Origin of the sequence: Nocardioides sp. ChNu-153, assembly GCF_030466625.1 — a bacterium.
Lineage (GTDB): Bacteria > Actinomycetota > Actinomycetes > Propionibacteriales > Nocardioidaceae > Nocardioides.
The window spans coordinates 201985-222543 of sequence record NZ_JADEVT010000002.1; the positions used below are offsets into that span (position 1 = coordinate 201985).

Genomic DNA, 20559 nt, shown 5'->3' on the forward strand with positions numbered 1-20559 from the left:
ACCGGGGCCCGGGCAGGATGGGGTGCATGGAATTCCGTCACCTCGGCCGCTCCGGCATGCAGATCTCCGCCATCACCTACGGCAACTGGCTGACCCACGGGTCCCAGGTGGAGAACGACATCGCGACCCAGTGCGTCCACAAGGCGCTCGACCTGGGCATCACCTCCTTCGACACCGCCGACGTCTACGCCAACGGCAAGGCGGAGACGGTGCTCGGCGAGGCCCTGAAGGGCCAGCGCCGCGAGTCGCTGGAGATCTTCACGAAGGTCTACTGGCCCGTCGGGCCCGACCCCAAGGGCAAGAACGACACGGGCCTGTCGCGCAAGCACGTCATGGAGTCGATCGACGCCTCGCTGCGCCGCCTCCAGACCGACTACGTGGACCTGTACCAGGCCCACCGCTTCGACTCCTTCACGCCGCTCGAGGAGACGATGCAGGCGTTCGCCGACATCGTGCACGCGGGCAAGGCCCACTACATCGGCGTCAGCGAGTGGACGCCGGAGCAGATCCGCGCCGCCCACGACCTCGCGCAGGAGCTGCGGATCCCGCTCGTCTCCAGCCAGCCGCAGTACTCGATGCTGTGGCGCATCATCGAGGACGAGGTCGTCCCGACCTGCGCCGAGCTGGGGATCGGCCAGATCGTCTGGTCGCCCATCGCCCAGGGCGTGCTCACCGGCAAGTACGTGCCGGGCCAGCCGCTGCCCGAGGGCTCGCGCGCCACCGACGAGTCGGGCGGCGCCAACATGATCAAGCGGTTCATGAACGACGAGACCCTCACCGCGGTGCAGGAGCTCAAGCCGGTGGCCGACGACCTCGGCCTCACCATGGCGGCCCTCGCCATCGCCTGGGTGCTGCAGAACGACAACGTCTCCGCCGCCATCGTGGGCGCCTCGCGGCCCGAGCAGCTCGAGGACAACGTCAAGGCCGCGGGCGTCACCATCCCCGAGGACGCCCTGGCCCGGATCGACGAGGTGCTCGGCGGTGTCGTCACCCGTGACGCCGCGCTCGTGGCCGAGTCGACGCCGAAGCAGCGCGTCGTCTGACGGTGCCCCTGCTGCCGACCGCCCCGACGCGCCGCGGCCTCCTCCTCGCAGGAGCCGTCGGCGCCGTCGGGGCGCTCGGCGCCACCGGTGTCGCCGTCTCGCGCTCCCGCGCGCCCGGCTGGGCGGACGCGGCCGGGCGGCTACGGATCGCGACCGGCAACACCGGCGCGGTCTTCGACCGCTACGGCCGCGCGCTGGCCGCCGAGGTCGAGCGCGCGATGCCGCGGGTCACGTCGGGCGTGGTGCCCACCGGCGGCTCGTTCGGCAACCTCCGCGCCGTGCTCGACGGTGACGCGGAGGTCGCGTTCTCCCTGGGCGACAGCGCGGCCCAGGCCATCGCCGGCACCGCACCGCTGGGTCCGCCGGCGGACCTCGTCGCCCTGACCCGGCTCTACGACAGCTTCCTGCAGGTGCTGGTCCGCGCCGACGCGGACATCGCCGTGCCCGCGGACCTCGTGGGACGACGCGTCACCGCCGGCGAGGCCGACTCGGGCACCCGGGTCGTCGCCACCCGCACGCTGGAGGCCCTCGGTGTCGCACCCGACGACGTGGAGCTGGTCGACCTGGCGCTGGAGGACGGGGTGGCACGGCTCGCCTCCGGCCAGGTCGACGCCCTCGCGTTCGTCAGCGGCTTCCCGATCCCGGCGCTGGTCGAGGCCGGTCGTCGCGTCCCGCTCCGCGCCCTCGACGTCGGCGACGCGGTCGGCGACCTGGTGGGGCGCTGGGGCCCTCAGTACGTCGCGGGCCCGCTCCCGGCGGGGCCCTACGGGCTGCCGGCGCCGGTCGCGACCGTGAGCGTGAAGACGTACCTCGTGGCCCGGCCGGACCTCGCCGACGACCTGGCCCACGGGTTCACGGCCGTCGTCTTCGAGCGGCAGGCCGCCCTGGGCAGCGCCGTCCCGGACGTGCGGCAACCGACGGCCGCCGCCGGCATCTTCACCCAGCCGGTGCCGCTCCACCCGGGCTCGCTGCAGTGGTTCCGCGAACGGGACCGACGGGCAACCTGAGCCGCACCCGCAGGCCGGGGTGGGCCGCCTCGACGTCCGCGCGGCCGCCCGCGTCCTGCGCCCGCAGCAGCACGATCGCCAGGCCGAGACCGGTCCCCTCGACGTCCGCGTGCCGCTCCAGGCGGCGGAAGCGGTGCCCCAGGGCGGCGGCCTCCGCGTCGTCGACGCCGGGGCCGTGGTCGCGGACGACGAGCACCACGTGCCCGGGGTCCCGGTGGAGGTCCACCTCGACCGCCGCGTCCGCGGCGTACTTCAGCGCGTTGTCCAGCAGCGCGTCGAGCACGGTCGCGAGGAGGTCCTCCTCCAGCACCGCGGGCAGCGGTCCGTCGGGCACCCGCGCCACCAGGCGGTCGCCGAACAGGGGCGCCCACAGCTCGATCCGCTCGCGCACCTGGGCCGCGGCGTCGACGCGCACCGCGACGCGGTCGAACCCGCCCGCACGACTGACCTCGATCACCGCGTCGAGGGCGCGGGCGAGGCGGTCGGTCTCGGCCAGCACCGCCTCCACCGCCGGGTCGTCCGTTCCGATGCCCTCGAGCCGCAGCCGCAGCGCGGTGAGGGGGTTCGCCAGCTGGTGGGAGACGTCGGCGACGAGCTCGCGCTGCTGGCGCTGGGAGTGCTCGACGCTCGCCGCCATCGCGTTGAACGACTCCACGAGGCGGCGCAGCTCGGGTGGCCCCTCGATCCGGCCCGCCGGGGGAGTGCGGCCGCGGGCGAGGTCGCGGGCGCGCTCGTCGAGCTCCTCGACGGGGCGCACGACCCAGCCGACGAGCGGCACGCCGACGAGCCACGCGAGCGCCGCCACGAAGAGGGCGCCGGCGCCGGCCGCCAGGGCCATCCGGGTCGCCACGGCGCGCCGCTGGTCGTCGGTCTGCTCCACGAGCAGCACCGCGCCGAGCACCTGGGCGTCCCGCCCGATCGGCGTGGCCACGACCACGGGGTCGTCGTTCCAGGGCCACAGGGGCTCCGGGGGCGAGGTCGGGGTGCCGGCCAGCGCGTCGCGCACGGCGTCGTCCAGCCCGGCCACGTCCGCCGGGAGGGTGGTGCCGGCGGGCGCCAGGACGGAGCCGTCGGCGTCGAGGACGAAGGTGCGGGTGGTGGTCGTGACCGCGTCGTACCGCTCGAGGTCGGCCGCGAGCAGCGCCGGGTCGCTGTCGATGCCGGGCGCGCCCGCGAGGGTGGCGAAGCGGGTGGCGGCGGCGAGCCGCTCCTCGTGCAGGCGCACGGCGCGCTGCTCCGCGTAGGCCGCCACCAGCGGCACGACCAGCGCGGCGAGCACGGCGACCGTCACGCTGAGGCTCAGAGCGAGCAGACGCCGCCTCACGCGCCGTCGTCCCGCGGGGGTGCCCCGTCCCGCGGCGCCAGCCGGTAGCCGATCCCGCGGACCGTCTCGATCGGCACCGCGGGCCCGAGCTTGGCGCGCAGCGCGGCGACGTGGACGTCGAGCGTGCGCGAGGCGCCGACCCAGGTCGTGTCCCAGACCTCCTCCATGAGGGCCGCCCGGGTGACGGGGTCGCCCGGCGTGCGGGCCAGCGCCCCGAGGAGCTCCGACTCCTTGGCGGTCAGCGCCACGCGGGTGCCGTCGGGCAGCCGCACCGCGCGGGCGGCGCGGTCGTGGGCGAAGCCGAGGTCGGCGACGGGCTCCTCGCCGGCGCGCCCCCGGCTGCGACGCAGCACCGCCTCCATGCGGGCCAGCAGGACGGCCAGGCTGTAGGGCTTCGTCACGTAGTCGTCGACGCCGGCGCGCAGGGCGCCGACCACGGCCGCCTCGCTGCGGCGGGCGGTGACGGCGACGATGGGTACGCCGGAGCGCGCCCGCACCTGCTGGCAGACCCACAGCCCGTCGTGGTCGGGCAGGCCCATGTCGAGCAGCACGAGGTCGACTGCGTCGTCGGGCCCGCCGCCGAGCGCGGCGTCGAGGTGCTCGAGCGCCGAGCGACCGGTGGCGGCGTGCAGCACCCGCCAGCCCTGCGCACGCAGCGCCTGGACGAGGGCCGCGGCCAGACCGGTGTCGTCCTCGACGAGGAGGGCACGCACGGGCGCCTCCTCTCCTGCGGCTCGCCCTGACGGCGGCACAGCGTCGCACACGGCGGGTGCGCGCGGCACCCGCCGTGCGCGACGGACCGGGGGAACGGGTCACCGCCCGGCGGGGGCGGCCTCCCGCTCGGCGCCGGGCCGCGTCGACGGCCCGGCGCCGGCCTGCTCGCGGTCGAGGAACGTGGGCGCCCGGTTCTTCAGCACGAAGACGTAGACCACGAGCGAGACGCCGATCGCGACGGTGACGTAGACGCCGAACGCGTCGAGCACGTCGCGGGCCTTCGCGGCCTCGTAGATCAGCGGCGCGGTGCCGCCGAACATCGAGTTCGCCACGGCGTACCCGACGCCCACGCCGAGCGCCCGCACGTGCGCGGGGAACAGCTCGGCCTTCACCACGGCGTTGATCGAGGTGTAGCCGGTGAGGATCACGTAGGTGCCGGCCAGCAGCAGGAACGACGCGATCGGGGTGGTGACCTGCGGCAGCAGGTGCAGGAACGTCCAGGTCCACAGCACGCCGGCGACGCCGAAGCCCACGAGCAGCGGCTTGCGGCCGACGCGGTCGCTCAGCAGGCCGCCGAGCGGCTGGATGAGCATCAGCAGGACGAGCGCGGCGAGGTTGATCCAGGTGGCCGTCCTCGGGTCGTCGGCGTAGGTGCTCTTGACGATGAGCGGGCCGTTGACGCTGTAGGTGTAGAAGGCGACCGTGCCGCCGAGGGTGACGAGGAAGCACACGAGCAGCTGGCGCGGGTACGCCGTGAGCAGCTCGACCATCGAGCCCGACCTCCGGGCGACGCCGTCGTCGTGCAGCGACTCGTCCATGCTGCGGCGCAGGACGAGCACGACGACCGCGCTGACGGCGCCGATGCCGAACGCGATGCGCCAGCCGAACGCGGAGATCTGCGCGTCGGACAGGAACGTCTGCTGCACGAGGAGGGTCACCTGCGCGAGCACGTGGCCGCCGACCAGCGTGACGTACTGGAACGACGAGAAGAAGCCGCGCAGGCCCGGCGTCGCGGCCTCCGACATGTACGTCGCGGACGTGCCGTACTCGCCGCCGGTGGCGAAGCCCTGCAGCAGCCGGCAGAGGATCAGGACCACGACGGCCGCGCCGCCGATCGTCTCCGCCGTCGGGGTGAGCGCGATGACGAGCGAGGCGCCCGCCATCAGCGAGATGGAGAAGACGAGCGCCGGGCGGCGGCCGTGGCGGTCCGCGTAGCGGCCGAAGAACCACGAGCCGACCGGACGCATCAGGAACGTCACGGCGAAGATCGCCATCGTGTAGATGCCCGCGTTGGGCTCGCCCTCGGCGAAGAAGCTCGAGGAGAGGTAGCTGGCGAAGACCGTGTAGACGTAGACGTCGTACCACTCGACGAGGTTGCCGAGCGAGCCCCGCACGGTGTTCAGGACGGCGCGGCGGATCCCGGGCTGGTCCGCGGGAGCCGCGGGCGGGGCCGATGGTGCTGTGGTCATGCGTCTCACCTCTCCGGCCGGTCGATCGCCGTGGACGAGGGGCCGGTCGCCTCGCTCACGGGGGTCGACGCTAGGTGTGACCGCGGTCATAGCACGGGCTCGTCCCGGGTTGCTTTACACAGACTTTGCAGAGCGGGTCGCCGCGCCCGCCGGGCGGCGCCCGCGGCACGCCGGCACCGGCCGCAGGCGCTAGGATGCCGCTCGTGGCGACGTACCCCCTGCTCCTCCTGCCGCCGCGCTGACCCCCCGGTCGCGCGGCAACCCCTCCGTGAGCGAGGGGTTTTTTCATGTCGGCAGTCGGACGAGCAGGGACACCGAGGAGAGCGAGAGATGAGCGAGACGCACGCGGACGAGCGCGAGACCTACGACCCGGCGGCACTGCAGGCCAAGTGGCTGCCGGTGTGGGAGGCCCTCGACCCCTTCCGTGCCGACGACGCGCTGGTCGACGCGGGCGAGCGGGAGAAGCGCTACGCCCTGACCATGTTCCCCTACCCCTCGGGCGACCTGCACATGGGCCACGCCGAGGTCACGGCGCTCCACGACGTGCTGGCCCGCTACTGGTGGCAGCGGGGGTACGAGGTGCTCAACCCCATCGGCTGGGACTCGTTCGGCCTGCCGGCGGAGAACGCGGCCATCAAGCGCGACGAGCACCCCGCGACGTACACCTACGCCAACATCGAGACCCAGGCCGGCTCGTTCCGCACGTACGGCCTCAGCTTCGACTGGTCGCGGCGCCTGCACACCTCCGACCCGGAGTACTACCGCTGGACGCAGTGGCTGTTCCTGCGCTTCCGCGAGCGCGGCCTGGCCTACCGCAAGGCCAGCCCCGTCAACTGGTGCCCCAACGACCAGACCGTGCTGGCCAACGAGCAGGTCGTCGACGGCGCCTGCGAGCGCTGCGGCGCCGTCGTGACCAAGCGCGAGCTGACGCAGTGGTACTTCCGGGTCACCGAGTACGCGCAGCGCCTGCTCGACGACATGACCCAGCTGGAGGGCCGCTGGCCCGAGCGGGTGCTGACCCTGCAGCGCAACTGGATCGGACGCTCCGAGGGCGCGCACGTCGACTTCGACCTGCACCTCGCGGACGGCACGACGCGCGTCGTCACCGTCTACACGACCCGGCCCGACACGCTGTTCGGCGCGACGTTCATGGTCGTCGCGGCCGACGCGAAGCTGGCCGCCGAGGTCGTCGCCCCGGAGCAGGCGGACGCGCTCGCGGCGTACCTGGAGGAGACCCGCAAGGCCTCCGACATCGACCGGCTCGCCACCGACCGCCCCAAGACGGGCGTGCCGCTGGGCATCACCGTGACCAACCCGGTCAACGGCGAGCAGCTCGACGTCTGGGCCTCGGACTACGTGCTGGCCGACTACGGCACGGGCGCGGTCATGGGCGTGCCGGCCCACGACCAGCGCGACCTCGACTTCGCGAAGGCGATGGGCCTGCCCGTGCGCCGCGTCATCGACACCGGGGCCGACGACCCGGCGGAGACCTTCGTGGCCACCACCGGCGACGGCACCTACGTCAGCTCCGGGCCGCTCGACGGGCTGAGCGACAAGGCGGCCGGCATCCGCACCATCCTCGAGCGGCTGGAGGCCGACGGCACCGGTCGCGGTGCCGTCAACTTCCGCCTGCGCGACTGGCTGCTCAGCCGCCAGCGGTTCTGGGGCGCGCCCATCCCGATCGTGCACTGCCCCGACTGCGGCGAGGTGCCGGTGCCGGACGACCAGCTGCCGGTCGTGCTGCCCGACCTCAAGGGAGCCGACCTCAAGCCGAAGGGCTCCTCGCCGCTGGCGGCGGCCCGCGACTGGGTCGAGGTGCCCTGCCCGGCCTGCGGCGGCCCGGGCGAGCGGGACACCGACACGATGGACACGTTCGTCGACTCGTCCTGGTACTACCTGCGCTACTGCTCGCCGGGCTTCACCGACGGCGCCTTCGACCCCGCGGACCTGAAGCGCTGGGGCCCGGTGGACCAGTACGTCGGCGGCGTCGAGCACGCGGTGCTGCACCTGCTCTACAGCCGGTTCTTCACGAAGGTCCTGCACGACATGGGCCTGCTCGACTTCACCGAGCCCTTCACCTCGCTGCTCAACCAGGGCGTGGTCATCAACCAGGGCAAGAAGATGAGCAAGTCGCTCGGCAACGGCGTCAACCTGGGCGAGCAGCTCGACGAGTTCGGCGTCGACGCCGTGCGCCTGACGCTGGTCTTCGCCGGCCCGCCGGAGGACAACATCGACTGGGCCGACGTCTCGCCGTCGGGCTCGCTGAAGTTCCTGGCGCGCGCCTGGCGCCTGGCCGGCGACGTGACCTCGGAGCCGGGCACCGACCCCGCTCGGGGCGACGTCGCGCTGCGCCGCGTCACCCACCGCACGCTGCACGAGACGGAGGCGCTGCTGGAGGGCATGCGCTTCAACGTCGTCGTGGCCCGCACGATGGAGCTCGTCAACGCCACCCGCAAGGCGATCGACTCCGGCTGCGGCCCGGCCGACCCCGCCGTGCGCGAAGCCGCCGAGGCCGTGGCGGTCCTGCTGTCGCTCGTCGCGCCGTACACGGCCGAGGAGATGTGGGAGCGCCTGGGTCACGAGCCCACCGTGGCCCGCGCCGGCTGGCCCGCGGTCGACGAGGCGCTGCTCGTCGAGGAGTCGGTCACCGCGGTCGTGCAGGTGCAGGGCAAGGTCAAGGCCCGCCTGGAGGTCGCGCCCGACGTCAGCGAGGCCGACCTGGAGGCCGCGGCGCTCGCGGACCCTGCGGTCGTGGCCGCGATCGGCGACAAGTCGGTGCGCAAGGTGATCGTGCGGGCCCCGAAGCTCGTCAACCTGGTCGTCGGCTGAGGCCGTGGCGATGAGCGACGCGGAGGAGCGGAGCGGCGGGTCGACCGGTGGGCCGGCCGGTGGCCCGCGGGTCGCGGTCGTCACCGACTCCACCGCCCAGCTCGACCTGGCCACGGCGCGCGAGCTGGACGTGACCGTCGTACCGCTGCAGGTGGTGGTCGACGACGAGGTGCACGACGAGGGCGCGGAGGGCTACGACGCCGGCCGCGTCGCGGAGGCGCTGCGGGCGCGGGCGTCGGTCAGCACGTCGCGCCCCGGCCCCGCGGTGCTGGCGCAGGTCTACCGCGACCTCGCCGCGCAGGGGTACGACGCCGTGCTGTCCGTCCACCTCTCCGGCGCCGTGAGCGGCACCCACGAGTCGGCGGTGCTGGCCGGTCGTCAGGTCGACCTGCGGGTCGTCACCGTCGACACCCGCCAGGTGGGACCGGCGACGGGGTACGCCGTGGAGACCGCCGTCGCGCGCCTCCGGGCCGGCGCGAGCATCGAGCAGGCCGCCGCGGCGGCCCGCGAGCGCGCGGACGCGGCGACGTCGCTGTTCTACGTGCACACGCTGGAGTTCCTGCGCCGCGGCGGCCGGGTCGGCGCCGCCGCCGCCCTGCTCGGCGGGGTGCTGGCCGTCAAGCCGATCCTCACGATCGCCGACGGCACCGTGGCGAGCCGGGAGAAGGTGCGCACCGCCTCGAAGGCGCTGGCCCGCCTGGCGGACCTGGCGGTCGAGGCGGCCGGTGACCGCCCGGTGGACGTCGGCGTCGCCCACCTCGCGAACCCCGAGCCGGCGGGCAGCCTGGCCGAGCAACTGGCGGAGCGCCTGGCGGAGCAGCTCGAGGACCGGCCCGTGCGGTGCGGCGAGCTGAGCGCCGTGCTGGGCGTGCACGCCGGGCCGGGCACGGTCGCGGTCTGCGTGGCCCCTCGCACCGACCCCGCCTGAGCCACCGTTCGTCCCCAGGGCGCCGCACGGGCTCGCTCCTCCCCAGATCGGCGTCGCCCCGCTGCGCCAGGTCGGGCCGCTTCCTAGCGTCGCCCCATGCGCGTGCGACGACCCGAGCTCGACCCCGAGGTGCTGCGGTCCCGGCTCCAGCCGGTGGCGCTGCTCGACGACCACACCCGGATCAGCGCCGGCCGCTGGGACCGGATGGGCGCCGTGGTGGTGCCCGACGAGGAGGACCCGGAGCCCGGTGACGCCGGGCCCCCGGCGTTGCCCGTGCCCGGGCGGCACGCGGCGCGGGCGGGTGCCTCGGTGCCCGTCGTGGGCGTGCCGCGGGTCCTCGCCGTGCCCGACGGGCTGCGGGGACGGGTGGCGGTGGGTCCGGCGCAGGTGGCGGTGCTCGCCGTCGTCGCGGCCGTGGCGCTCGCCGTCCTGGCCTGGTGGGTGCTCGCCTCGCGTCCGACCGAGGTGGCCGCGCCGCGGGCCGCGACCACCGAGGTGGCCGGCACCCCGATGGCGCCGGCCGAGGGTGCCGCGGCGACAGCGCCCGCGGGCACGGCCTCCGGTGGCGCCGGCACGGCGGACCCCACCGCCCCCGGTACGACGGGCGCGGCGACGGGCGAGCTGGTGGTGCACGTCGCCGGCCGGGTCGCGCGCCCGGGGATCGTGGTGCTGCCGGTGGGTTCCCGCGTCGCCGACGCCGTCGAGGCGGCCGGAGGGGCCCCGCCCGACGTCGACCTCACCGGGGTGAACCTGGCGCGGCTCCTCGTCGACGGCGAGCAGGTGCTGGTCGGGGTGGAGGGCGTCCCCGCCCCCACCGGCGCGCAGCCGGGTGGCGGGGCAGCCGGGGGAGCCGGGGGAGCGCCCGGCGCGCCGGGCGCGGGCGGGCTGGTGAACCTCAACACCGCCGACGAGGCGGCCCTCGACACGCTGCCCGGCGTCGGGCCGGTCACCGCGCAGGCGATCGTCGAGTGGCGCGCGAGCAACGGCGGCTTCACCTCCGTCGACGAGCTCGTCGAGGTCGACGGGATCGGAGAGGCCACCTTGGCCCGCCTCGCCCCACTCGTCACGGTCTAGGGGGTGGACCCCCGCGACGGCCACGGTGTCCACGGCGGTCACGGTGCGCCGGACGGCCACGGCGGCGCGGCGCCGGCGCCGCCCGACTTGCGGGCCCCCGCGCTGGGCCTCGCCGCGTGGGTGGGGGCGTTGGTCGGCCTGCTCCTCCCCGGCGGGCGCACCGTGCTCGCCCTGGCGGCCCTCGGCCTGCTGGTCGCGCTGACGACGGCCCTGCTGGCACGACGCGGGTCCCGGCGCGGGGCCGACCGCGGGGCCGACCGCGGGGCCGCCGTCCGCACCGCCGGAGCGCTGCTCGGCGTCGCGGTGGTGGCGTGCGTCGTGGCGACCGTCCACCGGGTCGACGCCGGGACGGGCCCGGTGGCCGACCTGGCGGCCGAGCGCGCCAGCGTCCGCGGCGAGCTGGTGGTGACGGGCGACCCCCGGCTGCGCCAGGGGCGGTTCAGCGACTACGTCGTGCTGCGGGGCCGTCTGGACGAGGTGACCGGCCGGGGCCGCACCCACGCGGTGGCCGCGTCCGTGCTCGTCATCGCCCCGCCCGCGTGGGAACGGGTCGAGCTGGGCTCGCGACTCGCGGTGGCCGGTCGTCTCGCGGAGCCGGACGGCGGTGACCTCGCCGCCGTGCTGCAGGCCCGCGGCGACCCGGAGGTGCGCCGGGCGCCCGACGCGTGGTGGGACGGTGCGGCTGCCGTCCGGCGGGCCCTACGTGCCAGCGTCGCGCACCGGCCGCCGGAGCAGGCGGTGCTGGTGCCGTCGCTGGTGGTGGGCGACGACGCCGGCCTGGATCCTGCGCTGGCGGACGACTTCGCCACGACCGGTCTCACCCACCTGCTCGCGGTCTCGGGCACCAACCTGACCCTCATCGTCGGCTTCCTGCTGGTGCTCGGCCGCTGGGTGGGGGTGCGCGGCCGGGGCCAGGTGGTCGTGGCCGTGCTCGGCATCGTCGGCTTCGCGCTGCTGGCGCGCACGGAGCCGAGCGTCGTGCGGGCGGCGGCGATGGGCACGGTCGCCCTCATCGGCCTGGGGCGCAACGGCCTGCAGCGCGGCACCCGCAGCCTGGGGGTCGCCGTGGTCGCGCTCCTGCTCGTGCAGCCGTGGCTGGCGCTGACGGCGGGGTTCGCGCTGTCGGTGCTCGCCACCGCGGGCATCCTCCTCCTGGCCCCCGCGTGGCGTGACGCCCTCGCGACCTGGCTGCCGCGCTGGGTGGCCGAGGCCGTCGCCGTGCCCGCCGCCGCCCAGCTCGCCTGCACGCCGCTGGTGGCGGGCATCTCGGGCGAGGTCAGCCTCGTGGCGGTGCTCGCCAACGTGCTCGTCGCCCCCGTCGTCGGGCCCGCGACGGTGCTCGGCCTGGCCGGCGGCCTGGTGGGCCTCGTCGCCCCGCCCCTCGCCCGGGTGCCGGGCACCGTCGCGGCCTGGTGCGTCGGGTGGGTCATCGCGGTCGCGCGCGCCGGCGCCGACCTACCCGCCGCCGCGGTGCCGTGGGGCAGCTCGGCCGGCGCGGTCGTGCTGCTGGCCGCGCTCTGCGTGGCTGCGGTGCCCGTGGTCCCGCACGCCCTGCGCCGACGCCGGGTGGTCGCCGCGACCTGCGCGGTGGTCGGCCTCGTGGTGCTGGTGCGCCCGCCGACGCCGGGCTGGCCGCCCGGCGAATGGGTGGTGGTCGCCTGCGACGTCGGCCAGGGCGACGCTCTCGCGCTGCGATCGGGCCCGGCGGAGGCGGTGGTGGTCGACGCCGGCGGCGACGCCGCGGCGGTCGACGCCTGCCTCGACGACCTCGGGGTGAGGGCCGTGCCGCTCCTCGTCGTCACCCACTTCCACGACGACCACGCCGGCGGGGTCGCGGGCGTGCTCGCCGACCGTGCGGTGGGCGCGGTCGACGTCAGCCCCCTGGCGTCGCCCGCAGCGGGGGCCGACGAGGTACGCCGGCTCGCCGCCGCCCGGGGCGCCGCGGTCGCCGTACCGGCCCACGGCAGCGTGCGGACCGTCGGCGACGTGCGCCTGGAGGTGCTGTGGCCCGCGCCGGGCGCGGTGCGGACCGACGGCGGGGACGGGCCGGGGGAGGGGGAGGAGGGCGACGGGGTCAACGACGCGAGCCTCGTGCTGCTCGCGGAGGTCCGAGGGGTGCGCGTGCTGCTCACCGGGGACGTCGAGCCGCCCGCCCAACGGCGGCTGCTACGTCTGCTGGAGGCGCGCGACGGGGGTCGCGGACTCGACGTGGACGTGCTGAAGGTGCCGCACCACGGCAGCCCCCACCAGCACCTGGGGCTGCTGACGTCGGTGCGCCCGGAGGTTGCCCTGGTGAGCGTCGGCGCCGACAACACCTACGGCCACCCGGCCCCGGCGGTCCTGCACGCGCTGGAGGGCGCGGGGGCCCGCGTGCTGCGCACGGACCTGCTCGGCGACCTCGCCGTGACCCTCGACGGCGCGGGCCTCGCGACGACGTCCCGGCGGGGGTGACGGGTGCGGTGAGGACGGTTCCGGGACCGTCGGCGCGCTGTGGCAGGCTGCCGCCATGCCCCCGCGGTCCCGGTCCTCCGCCCCTGCCTCGACCTCGGCGCCCTCGGCCGCCGACGTGCTCGGGCGCATCGTGCTGGTCACGGGCAAGGAGGAGTTCCTCAACGAGCGCACGGTCGTCGCCGTGCGGGCCGCGGTGCGCGGTCACGACGCGGAGGCGGAGCTGTCGGAGTGCGCGGCCTCCGAGCTGACGATGGGCACGCTCGGCGAGCTCGCCGCGCCCTCGCTGTTCTCCACCACCCGCTGCGTCGTCGTGCGGGCGCTGGAGAACCTGCCCGACGAGTCCGTCGACGGGCTGCTGTCCTACGCGGCGTCCCCGGCCGAGGACGTGGCCATCGTGCTCGTGCACTCCGGCGGGCCGAAGGGCAGCGGCACGCTGACGAAGCTGCGCAAGCTCGCGACGGTCACCGAGGTGAAGTCGGCCGAGCTGCGCGCCCACGAGCTGCCGCGCTACGTCGCCGGCGAGGTGCGCGCCGCGGGGGGCTCCATCGACGAGCCGGCGGCCGAGGCGCTGGTGCAGGCGGTCGGCAACGACCTGCGGGCGCTCAGCGCCGCCGCCGGCCAGCTCGTCAGCGACTTCGCGGGCCAGCGCATCGACGCGGAGAAGGTGGGCCGCTACTTCGGCGGCCGGGCCGAGGCCACCTCGTTCGCGGTGGCCGACCACGCGTACGGCGGGCGCCGCGCCAAGGCGCTGGAGGAGCTGCGCTGGGCGATGGACACGGGCACCGCGCCGGTGCTCGTCACGTCGGCGTTCGCGGCCGGCGCGCGCGGGCTGGCCCGCTTCCGCTCCGCGCCCCGCGGCCTGCGCGAGGCGGACCTCGCGCGCGAGGTCGGCGTGCCGCCGTGGAAGCTGCGCACGCTGCGCGAGCAGGCCCGCGGCTGGGACGACGAGGCGCTGCGCGCCGCGATCCGCGCCGTGGCCTCGGCCGACGCCGACGTGAAGGGCGCCGGGGGCGACGCGTCGTACACGCTCGAGCGGCTCGTGCTCACCGTCGCCGACCTGCGTGGTCGCTAGGTTCGCCGGGGCGTCCGGGCCGGGCACGCCGAAGGGCGCCGACCCCCGGAGGGGTCGACGCCCTGTGCGTACGACGACGTCGAGCGGCGCGGTGCGCCGGCTCGCAGCAGGTCAGAGGGAGGCGGAGCGCTTCGCGATGGCCGACTTGCGGTTCGCGGCCTGGTTGGCGTGGATGACGCCCTTGGACGCGGCCTTGTCGAGCTTGCGGGCGGCGTCGCGGCCCAGCTGGACGGCCTGGTCCTTGTCGCCGGCGTCGGCCGCCTCGCGGAACTTGCGGACCGCGGTCTTCAGGGCGGACTTGACCGACTTGTTGCGCTCGTGGCGCAGCTCGTTCTGTCGGTTACGCTTGATCTGGGACTTGATGTTGGCCACTGTGCGCCTCTGCCTTCGGTGCTCGTCGTCGGGTGCGTCGTACGGGGGCGGCCGGCGCTCACCCCCTGAGGGCAGGAGCAGCCAGACACGCGAGGGGAGAAACTACCAGCGCGACGGCGGCCGCCTCAAATCGGTGACCCGGGCGCCGGCCCCGAGCGCCGGTTGTGCCGCCACCGCTGCGGGATGGGAGGATCGGTCGGTGCCTGCTACGCCTGCGTCCGCCGTGCCCCAGCCGGGGCGCACCGACCCCGCGATCATCCGCAACTTCTGCATCATCGCGCACATCGACCACGGCAAGTCGACCCTCGCCGACCGGATGCTGCAGCTGACCGGTGTCGTCGGCGAGCGCGAGGCCAAGGCGCAGTACCTCGACCGGATGGACATCGAGCGCGAGCGCGGCATCACCATCAAGTCGCAGGCCGTGCGCATGCCCTGGACGGTCACCGAGGAGGCGGCGCAGGAGCACGGCATCGACGCCGGGCCCGGCACCTACGTGCTCAACATGATCGACACCCCTGGGCACGTCGACTTCACCTACGAGGTCTCCCGCTCGCTGGAGGCCTGCGAAGCGGCGATCCTGCTGGTCGACGCGGCGCAGGGGATCGAGGCGCAGACCCTCGCGAACCTCTACCTGGCCATGGGCGCCGACCTGCAGATCATCCCGGTGCTCAACAAGATCGACCTGCCGTCGGCCAACGTCGAGAAGTACGCCCTCGAGCTGGCGAACCTCGTCGGGTGCGAGCCGGAGGACGTGCTGCTGACCTCCGCCAAGACCGGTGTGGGCGTGGAGGCGCTGCTCAACGAGATCGTCCGCCAGGTCCCTGCCCCCGTCGGCGACGCCGACGCGCCGGCCCGGGCGCTCATCTTCGACTCCGTCTACGACACCTACCGCGGCGTCGTCACCTACGTGCGGGTGGTCGACGGCTCGCTGAAGCACCGGGACCGCATCAAGATGATGTCGAGCGGCGCCGTGCACGAGATGCTCGAGGTCGGCGTGATCAGCCCCGAGCCGCTCAAGGCCGGCGAGCTCGGCGTCGGCGAGACCGGCTACCTCATCACCGGCGTGAAGGACGTCCGCCAGTCCCGCGTCGGCGACACCGTCACCAGCCAGCACCACGGGGCCAGCGACCCGCTCGGCGGCTACGCACACCCCACCCCGATGGTCTACGCCGGGCTCTACCCGATCGACGGCGACCAGTACCCCGAGCTGCGCGACGCGCTGGAGAAGCTGCAGCTGAACGACGCCTCGCTGACCTACGAGCCGGAGACGTCCGGGGCGCTCGGCTTCGGCTTCCGCTGCGGCTTCCTGGGCCTGCTCCACATGGAGATCACCCGCGAGCGGCTCGAGCGGGAGTTCAACCTCGACCTCATCTCGACCGCGCCCAACGTGGTCTACGAGGTCGTGATGGAGGACGGCACGCAGCTGACGGTCACCAACCCCAGCGAGTACCCCGACGGCAAGATCCACGAGGTCCGCGAGCCCGTCGTGTCCGCCACGATCCTCGCCCCGGCCGACTACATCGGCACGATCATGGAGCTCTGCCAGGCCAAGCGCGGCACCCTCCTCGGCATGGACTACCTGTCCGAGGACCGCGTGGAGATGCGCTACACGCTGCCGATGGGCGAGATCGCCTTCGACTTCTTCGACCAGCTGAAGTCGAAGACCAAGGGCTACGCCTCGCTGAACTACGAGCGCTCCGGCGACCAGACCGCCGACCTCGTCAAGGTCGACATCCTGCTGCAGGGTGAGCCGGTCGACGCCTTCTCCGCCATCGTGCACCGCGACGCGGCGTACGGGTACGGCGTGATGATGGCCGGCAAGCTCAAGGAGCTCATCCCGCGCCAGCAGTTCGAGGTGCCCATCCAGGCCGCCATCGGCGCCCGGGTGATCGCCCGCGAGAACATCCGCGCGATCCGCAAGGACGTGCTCGCCAAGTGCTACGGCGGCGACATCAGCCGCAAGCGCAAGCTGCTGGAGAAGCAGAAGGAGGGCAAGAAGCGCATGAAGATGGTCGGTCGCGTGGAGGTCCCCCAGGAGGCGTTCGTGGCGGCCCTGTCGACCACCCAGGCGGCGGAGAAGCCGAAGAAGTGAGCACGGTCGTCCCGACCCGCGCCCGGGTCGAGGAGGCCGCGGCGGCGATCGCGCCGTACGTGCGGCGCACCCCCGTCCTCGACGTGGACGTCGACGGGCAGCTCGTGACGCTCAAGCTCGAGCTGCTGCAGCACGCGGGCTCGTTCAAGCCACGCGGTGCCTTCGCGAGCGTCCTCGCCGCCCCGGAGCCGCCCGCACGGCTCGTCGCGGCCTCCGGCGGGAACCACGGTCTCGCCGTCGCCCACGTCGGCGCCACCCTCGGCATCCCGGCCGAGGTGTTCGTGCCCGCCACCGACCCGGCCGTCAAGGTCGCGGGCCTGCGGGCCCGTGGGGCGCACGTCCACCTCGTCGGCACGACGTACGCCGAGGCCTACGCCGCCAGCCTCGAGGCCGCGTCGGCCCCCGGCGCCCTCGCCCTCCACGCGTACGACGCGCCCCTCACCGTGACCGGGCAGGGGACGCTGGCCCGCGAGCTGGAGCAGCAGGTGGCCGACGGCGCCGTCGGCGACCGCCTCGACACGGTGCTCGTGGCCGTCGGTGGCGGCGGGCTGGCCGGCGGCGTCGCCGCCTGGTTCGCCGGTACGACGACCCGCGTCGTCGCCGTCGAGCCCGTCGGCTGCCCGACCCTGCACGCCGCGCTCGCCGCCGGCGAGCCGGTCGACGTGACCCCCTCCGGTCTCGGCGCGGACTCGCTCGGCGCCTCGCGCATCGGCGAGATCGGGTTCGCGGCCCTGCGGGACGCCACGTCGGTGCTCGTCACCGAGGACGCGATCCGCGAGGCGCGCTCGTGGCTGTGGGCCGAGACCCGGCTGGCCGCCGAGCCCGGTGGCGCCGCGGCCCTGGCGGCACTGCGCTCGGGCGCCTACGTGCCGGCCTCGGACGAGCGGGTGGCGGTCGTCGTGTGCGGCGGCAACGGCGACCCCGCCGAGCTCTGAGGACGCGCTCCACGGCGGGCCCGGGAGCCGGTCCCGCTCAGGGCGCCGTCCAGTACGGGTTGCGGCCCAGCCGCGCCAGCAGGCGCTCGGCCTCGCTGGCGTCGTCGCCGACGGCCACGGGCCCCGCGCAGACGCCGGGGGAGTAGAGCGCGTCGCCCCACCCGTCGGCCCGGGCGCCCACCTCGCGGGCCTCGGCGTCGCTGATCGGGTAGTCCTGCCCGGTGGCCCGCGCCACGTCCCACCCGTGGACGACCAAGTCCCACGCGTAGAAGTCGCGGAGCGTCTCCCCGATGGTCGTCGGCCCGAAGTACCCGTCGAAGGGCCGCTGGGCGACCCCGTCCGCGGTCAGCACGCCGAGCACCGCGGCCGACCAGGTGCGCCACGCGGCGGCCGGGTCACCCGTCCCGTCACCGGCCCCGTCACCCGGGACGGCGACCGCGGGCAGGTCGCCCGCCAGGTCGTGGCGCTCGAGGAACTCCCGCTCCGTGTCGACGACGTGGGCGACGACGTCGCGCACCGTCCAGCCCTCGCAGGGGGTGGGCGCGTCCCAGCGCCCGCCGGCGGCGGCGACGCCGTCGAGCACGGCGGCGAAGCGGGCGGACTGGTCGCGGTAGTAGGCGGCGGTGGGGTGCAGGGCGGCGGTCGGGGAGCTCATGGGCGCGACGCTAGGGCCCGCCGCGCGGCGTCGCTTGTGATAATCGGACACGTGGACGGCGGCGCCGGCGGGGTCGGGAGTGGCGGGGAGCACGTGACGCCCATCGACCGCGCCCACCTGACGGGCGTGAGCCGGCCGACGCCGCCCATCCACCGCTACCTGCCCTCGCCCGACCTCGTCGACCTGGTGGACCGGTACTGGATCCCCGTCTGGTCGCTGCGCGAGCCGTCGACGCAGAGCACGCTGCAGCACCCCGTGTGCCTGCTCGTGGTCAGCGGCACCTACGCCCGGTGCTACGGCGTCTCCCGCGGCCTGTCGACGGTGGTGCTGGAGGGGGACGGGTACGCCGTCGGCGTGATGCTGCGGCCCGCCGCCGGTCGGCTCGTGCTGGGCCGCCCGGTCGGCGAGCTCGTCGACGGGTGGTGCGACCTCGCGCAGCTCGCCACCCTCGACGGTGCGGCGCTGACCGCGGAGGTCCGGGCGGCCGTCGAGCCCGACCCCACCGCCGAGGGCGGCCACCGGGCGGCGATCGCGGCGTACGAGCGCCGGCTGCGCACCCTCCTGCCCGTCGACCCGCAGGGTCTCCTCATCAACGACGTCGTGGCCTGGCTGCAGGCCCACCCGGAGGTCACCCGCGTCAGCGAGGTGGCGGCCGCGCACGGCCTGGGGGAGCGGGCGCTGCACCGGCTCGTCGAGCAGCGGGTCGGGCTGTCGCCCAAGTGGCTGGTGCAGCGCCGGCGGCTGCACGACGCCGTCGTGGCGCTCAAGGCGGGCACGACCTCGCTGGCGGCGGTGGCCGCCGACCTGGGCTACACCGACCAGGCGCACTTCACCCGCGACTTCCGGTCGGTGACGGGCACGACCCCGGGGCGCTACCTCGCCGACCAGCCGGGCGCCCGGTGACCCCGGTCGCGCTGCCCGCCGGGCTCGCGGCGCAGCGCGCCGCCGGGGAGGAGCGCGCCGCGTGGCTCGACCTCCTCCCGCGCCGCGCGGCGGAGGTGCTGGAGGCCTGGGAGCTCGTCGTCGACGGGCCCGCGACGCACGGCGCGGACGCGCTGGTCGTGCCCGCGCGCACGACGCGCCGGGAGCCGGCCGTCCTCAAGCTCGGGTTCCCCGACGACGCGTCCGAGCACGAGCACCTGGTGCTGCAGCGCTGGGCCGGGCGCGGGGCCGTGCGGCTGCTGCGGGCCGACCCCGGGCGGCGGGCCCTGCTGCTGGAGCGGGCCGGCCCCGACGTGCTCACCGACCTGTGGGACGTGGAGGCCTGCGAGGTGCTCGGCGGCCTCTACGGACAGCTGCACCGGCCCGCGCCGCCGCAGCTGCGCACGCTCGCGTCGTACGTCGGGGAGCGCGCCGCGGCGCTCGCCCGCGACGCCCGCTCGGTCCCGGTCCCGCGCCGGCTGGTCGAGCAGTGCCTGGCGCTGGCCCGCGACCTGGGCGCCGACCCGGCGAGCACGGGCACCACCCTCCACGGCGACCTCCACCCCGGCAACGTCCTGCGCTCGGCCGACCGCGGCTGGCTGGCCATCGACCCCGAGCCGCTGTCGGGGGACCCGCACTTCGAGCCGGAGCCCGCGCTGCGCCACGACTTCGAGCAGTACGGCGCGGTGCCCGGCGACTCGGTGCGCGACGGGATCCGGCGGCGCTTCCACACCCTCGTCGACGTCGCCGGGCTCGACGAGCACCGGGCCCGCGACTGGGCGGTGGTGCGCAGCGTCCTCGACGCGCACCGCCACGCGGGCGACCGCGAGCGGGTCACGCGCGCCGTGACCATCGCCAAGGCGGTGCAGGACTAGTCCGCCCCCGGGGCCGTCCCGTCCTCGCCCAGCAGCGCCCGGAGCGCCGCCCGGTGGCGCCGGTAGGCGGCGCGACCGTCCCGGGTGAGGGCGTACGTCGTGCTCGACCCGCGCCCGCGGCCGGTCTTGTGGACCTTCACGTAGCCCGCCGCCTCGAGCGCGGACATCTGCTTGGACAGGTCGGCGTCGGCGACGCCGAGGTGCTCCTTGAGGAACTGGAAGCTCACCTGGTCGGAGGAGAACAGCACCGCCACGGCGGCCAGGCGCTTGGGCGCGTGGATGACGGGGTCGAGGTCGCCGAGGGCACCGGGGCTCACGCGAGGCGCTCCCGCGCCGCCGCGGCGGCGCGCGAGTAGGCGACCTCGTAGATCCCGATCCCCGCGCCCACGGCGACGAACGCGACGGCCGCGCTGCCCCACCAGGGGAGGGTCGCGACCGCGACGCCGATCGCGAGGAGCACGAGGACGGCACCCATGGCGTACTGCCGGTAGGCCGTCCGGATCTCCCGGGGCTTGCTGCCCCGCAGCGACGGGACCGCGCCGTGGTAGCGGCCGTACCAGCCCACGAACGCGCCCACGAGCAGGGCCAGGGCGACCAGTGCGAGCGTGAGCCACCAGCTCGAGACGTCCTCGACGAGGGCGAGGTGCACGGCGGTGGTCATCGCCGCCGCCCAGGCGGGGACGGCGAGGAAGTACCACCACGGGGTGGGCGGGAAGTCGACGTAGGGGGCGGCCTCCGCGCGCTCGAGGTCGCGCAGGCTGGTGCGGAGCTCGTTGCTTTCCATGCTGGAAACCATAG

At 75.4% G+C, this 20559-nt stretch carries 18 protein-coding genes; 11 read left to right on the forward strand and 7 right to left on the reverse strand.

All coding sequences use genetic code 11. From position 1 onward, the window contains the following. Window positions 1–26 precede the first annotated feature (26 nt). Together INN71_RS04850 and INN71_RS04855 are read left to right on the forward strand one after the other, a co-directional pair. A complete protein-coding gene (locus tag INN71_RS04850) occupies window positions 27–1043 on the forward strand; it encodes an aldo/keto reductase family protein (RefSeq protein WP_277498534.1) in 1017 nt (338 codons plus the stop codon). Between the two features lie 2 nt (window positions 1044–1045). Continuing rightward, on the forward strand, window positions 1046–2050 hold the full coding sequence (locus INN71_RS04855; RefSeq protein ID WP_277498533.1) for a TAXI family TRAP transporter solute-binding subunit: 1005 nt from the start codon (window positions 1046–1048) through the stop codon (window positions 2048–2050). On the opposite strand, the gene INN71_RS04860 is transcribed toward INN71_RS04855, so the two are convergent. From INN71_RS04860 to INN71_RS04870, 3 genes are all read right to left on the reverse strand, one after another. Continuing rightward, window positions 1980–3374, reverse strand: coding sequence for a HAMP domain-containing sensor histidine kinase (locus tag INN71_RS04860; RefSeq protein WP_277498532.1), 1395 nt, complete (start codon window positions 3372–3374; stop codon window positions 1980–1982). The genes INN71_RS04855 and INN71_RS04860 overlap by 71 nt on opposite strands. After that, window positions 3371–4087: a response regulator transcription factor gene (locus INN71_RS04865; protein ID WP_277498529.1), complete on the reverse strand. Its 717-nt coding sequence runs from the start codon at window positions 4085–4087 to the stop codon at window positions 3371–3373. The genes INN71_RS04860 and INN71_RS04865 overlap by 4 nt, the downstream gene beginning before the upstream one ends. Before the next feature lie 99 nt (window positions 4088–4186). Continuing rightward, a complete protein-coding gene (locus tag INN71_RS04870; RefSeq protein WP_277498528.1) occupies window positions 4187–5557 on the reverse strand; it encodes an MFS transporter in 1371 nt (456 codons plus the stop codon). A 330-nt stretch (window positions 5558–5887) separates the two neighbouring features. On the opposite strand from INN71_RS04870, the gene leuS reads away from it, so the two are divergent. The 5 genes from leuS (at window position 5888) to holA (ending at window position 13911) form a co-directional block, all read left to right on the forward strand. Next, the gene (leuS, locus tag INN71_RS04875) at window positions 5888–8386 is read left to right on the forward strand and encodes a leucine--tRNA ligase (protein WP_277498526.1); all 2499 of its coding nucleotides are present in this window, start codon (window positions 5888–5890) and stop codon (window positions 8384–8386) included. Window positions 8387–8396: 10 nt separating this feature from the next. After that, on the forward strand, window positions 8397–9314 hold the full coding sequence (locus tag INN71_RS04880; RefSeq protein ID WP_277498524.1) for a DegV family protein: 918 nt from the start codon (window positions 8397–8399) through the stop codon (window positions 9312–9314). 96 nt (window positions 9315–9410) lie between these two features. After that, window positions 9411–10388 (forward strand): ComEA family DNA-binding protein, encoded by a 978-nt coding sequence (locus INN71_RS04885; protein ID WP_277498523.1) that lies wholly within the window; start codon window positions 9411–9413, stop codon window positions 10386–10388. Between the two features lie 3 nt (window positions 10389–10391). After that, complete coding sequence (locus INN71_RS04890) at window positions 10392–12839, forward strand: ComEC/Rec2 family competence protein (RefSeq protein WP_277498521.1); 2448 nt, start codon at window positions 10392–10394, stop codon at window positions 12837–12839. Between the two features lie 55 nt (window positions 12840–12894). Then, window positions 12895–13911, forward strand: a complete 1017-nt coding sequence (gene holA, locus INN71_RS04895; RefSeq protein WP_277498519.1) for a DNA polymerase III subunit delta — start codon at window positions 12895–12897, stop codon at window positions 13909–13911. A 111-nt stretch (window positions 13912–14022) separates the two neighbouring features. Here the strand turns inward: holA and rpsT are convergent, their stop codons facing one another. Beyond that, window positions 14023–14283 carry a 30S ribosomal protein S20 gene (gene rpsT, locus INN71_RS04900; protein ID WP_277498517.1) on the reverse strand — a complete coding sequence of 87 codons (261 nt, stop codon included), beginning with the start codon at window positions 14281–14283 and terminating at the stop codon, window positions 14023–14025. Between the two features lie 199 nt (window positions 14284–14482). Here rpsT and lepA point away from each other — a divergent pair, with 199 nt between their 5' ends. Together lepA and INN71_RS04910 are read left to right on the forward strand one after the other, a co-directional pair. Further along, the gene (gene lepA / locus INN71_RS04905) at window positions 14483–16375 is read left to right on the forward strand and encodes a translation elongation factor 4 (RefSeq protein ID WP_277498515.1); all 1893 of its coding nucleotides are present in this window, start codon (window positions 14483–14485) and stop codon (window positions 16373–16375) included. Beyond that, window positions 16372–17310, forward strand: coding sequence for a serine/threonine dehydratase (locus tag INN71_RS04910; protein WP_277498513.1), 939 nt, complete (start codon window positions 16372–16374; stop codon window positions 17308–17310). The genes lepA and INN71_RS04910 overlap by 4 nt, the downstream gene beginning before the upstream one ends. A 37-nt stretch (window positions 17311–17347) precedes the next feature. Here INN71_RS04910 and INN71_RS04915 read toward each other — a convergent pair whose 3' ends face one another. Continuing rightward, a complete protein-coding gene (locus tag INN71_RS04915; protein WP_277498511.1) occupies window positions 17348–17965 on the reverse strand; it encodes a TIGR03086 family metal-binding protein in 618 nt (205 codons plus the stop codon). Window positions 17966–18016: 51 nt separating this feature from the next. Here INN71_RS04915 and INN71_RS04920 point away from each other — a divergent pair, with 51 nt between their 5' ends. Both INN71_RS04920 and INN71_RS04925 read left to right on the forward strand, forming a co-directional pair. Continuing rightward, complete coding sequence (locus tag INN71_RS04920) at window positions 18017–18868, forward strand: AraC family transcriptional regulator (protein ID WP_277498509.1); 852 nt, start codon at window positions 18017–18019, stop codon at window positions 18866–18868. Beyond that, window positions 18865–19761 (forward strand): aminoglycoside phosphotransferase family protein, encoded by an 897-nt coding sequence (locus tag INN71_RS04925; RefSeq protein WP_277498508.1) that lies wholly within the window; start codon window positions 18865–18867, stop codon window positions 19759–19761. Before INN71_RS04920 ends, INN71_RS04925 begins: the two co-directional genes overlap by 4 nt. Here the strand turns inward: INN71_RS04925 and INN71_RS04930 are convergent. Continuing rightward, window positions 19758–20078, reverse strand: a complete 321-nt coding sequence (locus INN71_RS04930) for a transcriptional regulator (protein WP_277498506.1) — start codon at window positions 20076–20078, stop codon at window positions 19758–19760. The genes INN71_RS04925 and INN71_RS04930 overlap by 4 nt on opposite strands. Continuing rightward, a complete protein-coding gene (locus tag INN71_RS04935; RefSeq protein WP_277498505.1) occupies window positions 20075–20545 on the reverse strand; it encodes a hypothetical protein in 471 nt (156 codons plus the stop codon). Before INN71_RS04935 ends, INN71_RS04930 begins: the two co-directional genes overlap by 4 nt. Window positions 20546–20559 lie beyond the last annotated feature (14 nt).

What these genes read in the sequence shown, in the direction of transcription:
- INN71_RS04850 (WP_277498534.1), top strand. Translation starts at nt 27, where the DNA reads ATGGAATTCCGTCACCTCGGCCGCTCCGGCATGCAGATCTCCGCCATC.
- INN71_RS04870 (WP_277498528.1), bottom strand. Translation starts at nt 5,557, where the DNA reads ATGACCACAGCACCATCGGCCCCGCCCGCGGCTCCCGCGGACCAGCCC.
- leuS (WP_277498526.1), top strand. Translation starts at nt 5,888, where the DNA reads ATGAGCGAGACGCACGCGGACGAGCGCGAGACCTACGACCCGGCGGCA.
- INN71_RS04880 (WP_277498524.1), top strand. Translation starts at nt 8,397, where the DNA reads ATGAGCGACGCGGAGGAGCGGAGCGGCGGGTCGACCGGTGGGCCGGCC.
- INN71_RS04885 (WP_277498523.1), top strand. Translation starts at nt 9,411, where the DNA reads ATGCGCGTGCGACGACCCGAGCTCGACCCCGAGGTGCTGCGGTCCCGG.
- holA (WP_277498519.1), top strand. Translation starts at nt 12,895, where the DNA reads ATGCCCCCGCGGTCCCGGTCCTCCGCCCCTGCCTCGACCTCGGCGCCC.
- INN71_RS04915 (WP_277498511.1), bottom strand. Translation starts at nt 17,965, where the DNA reads ATGAGCTCCCCGACCGCCGCCCTGCACCCCACCGCCGCCTACTACCGC.
- INN71_RS04935 (WP_277498505.1), bottom strand. Translation starts at nt 20,545, where the DNA reads ATGGAAAGCAACGAGCTCCGCACCAGCCTGCGCGACCTCGAGCGCGCG.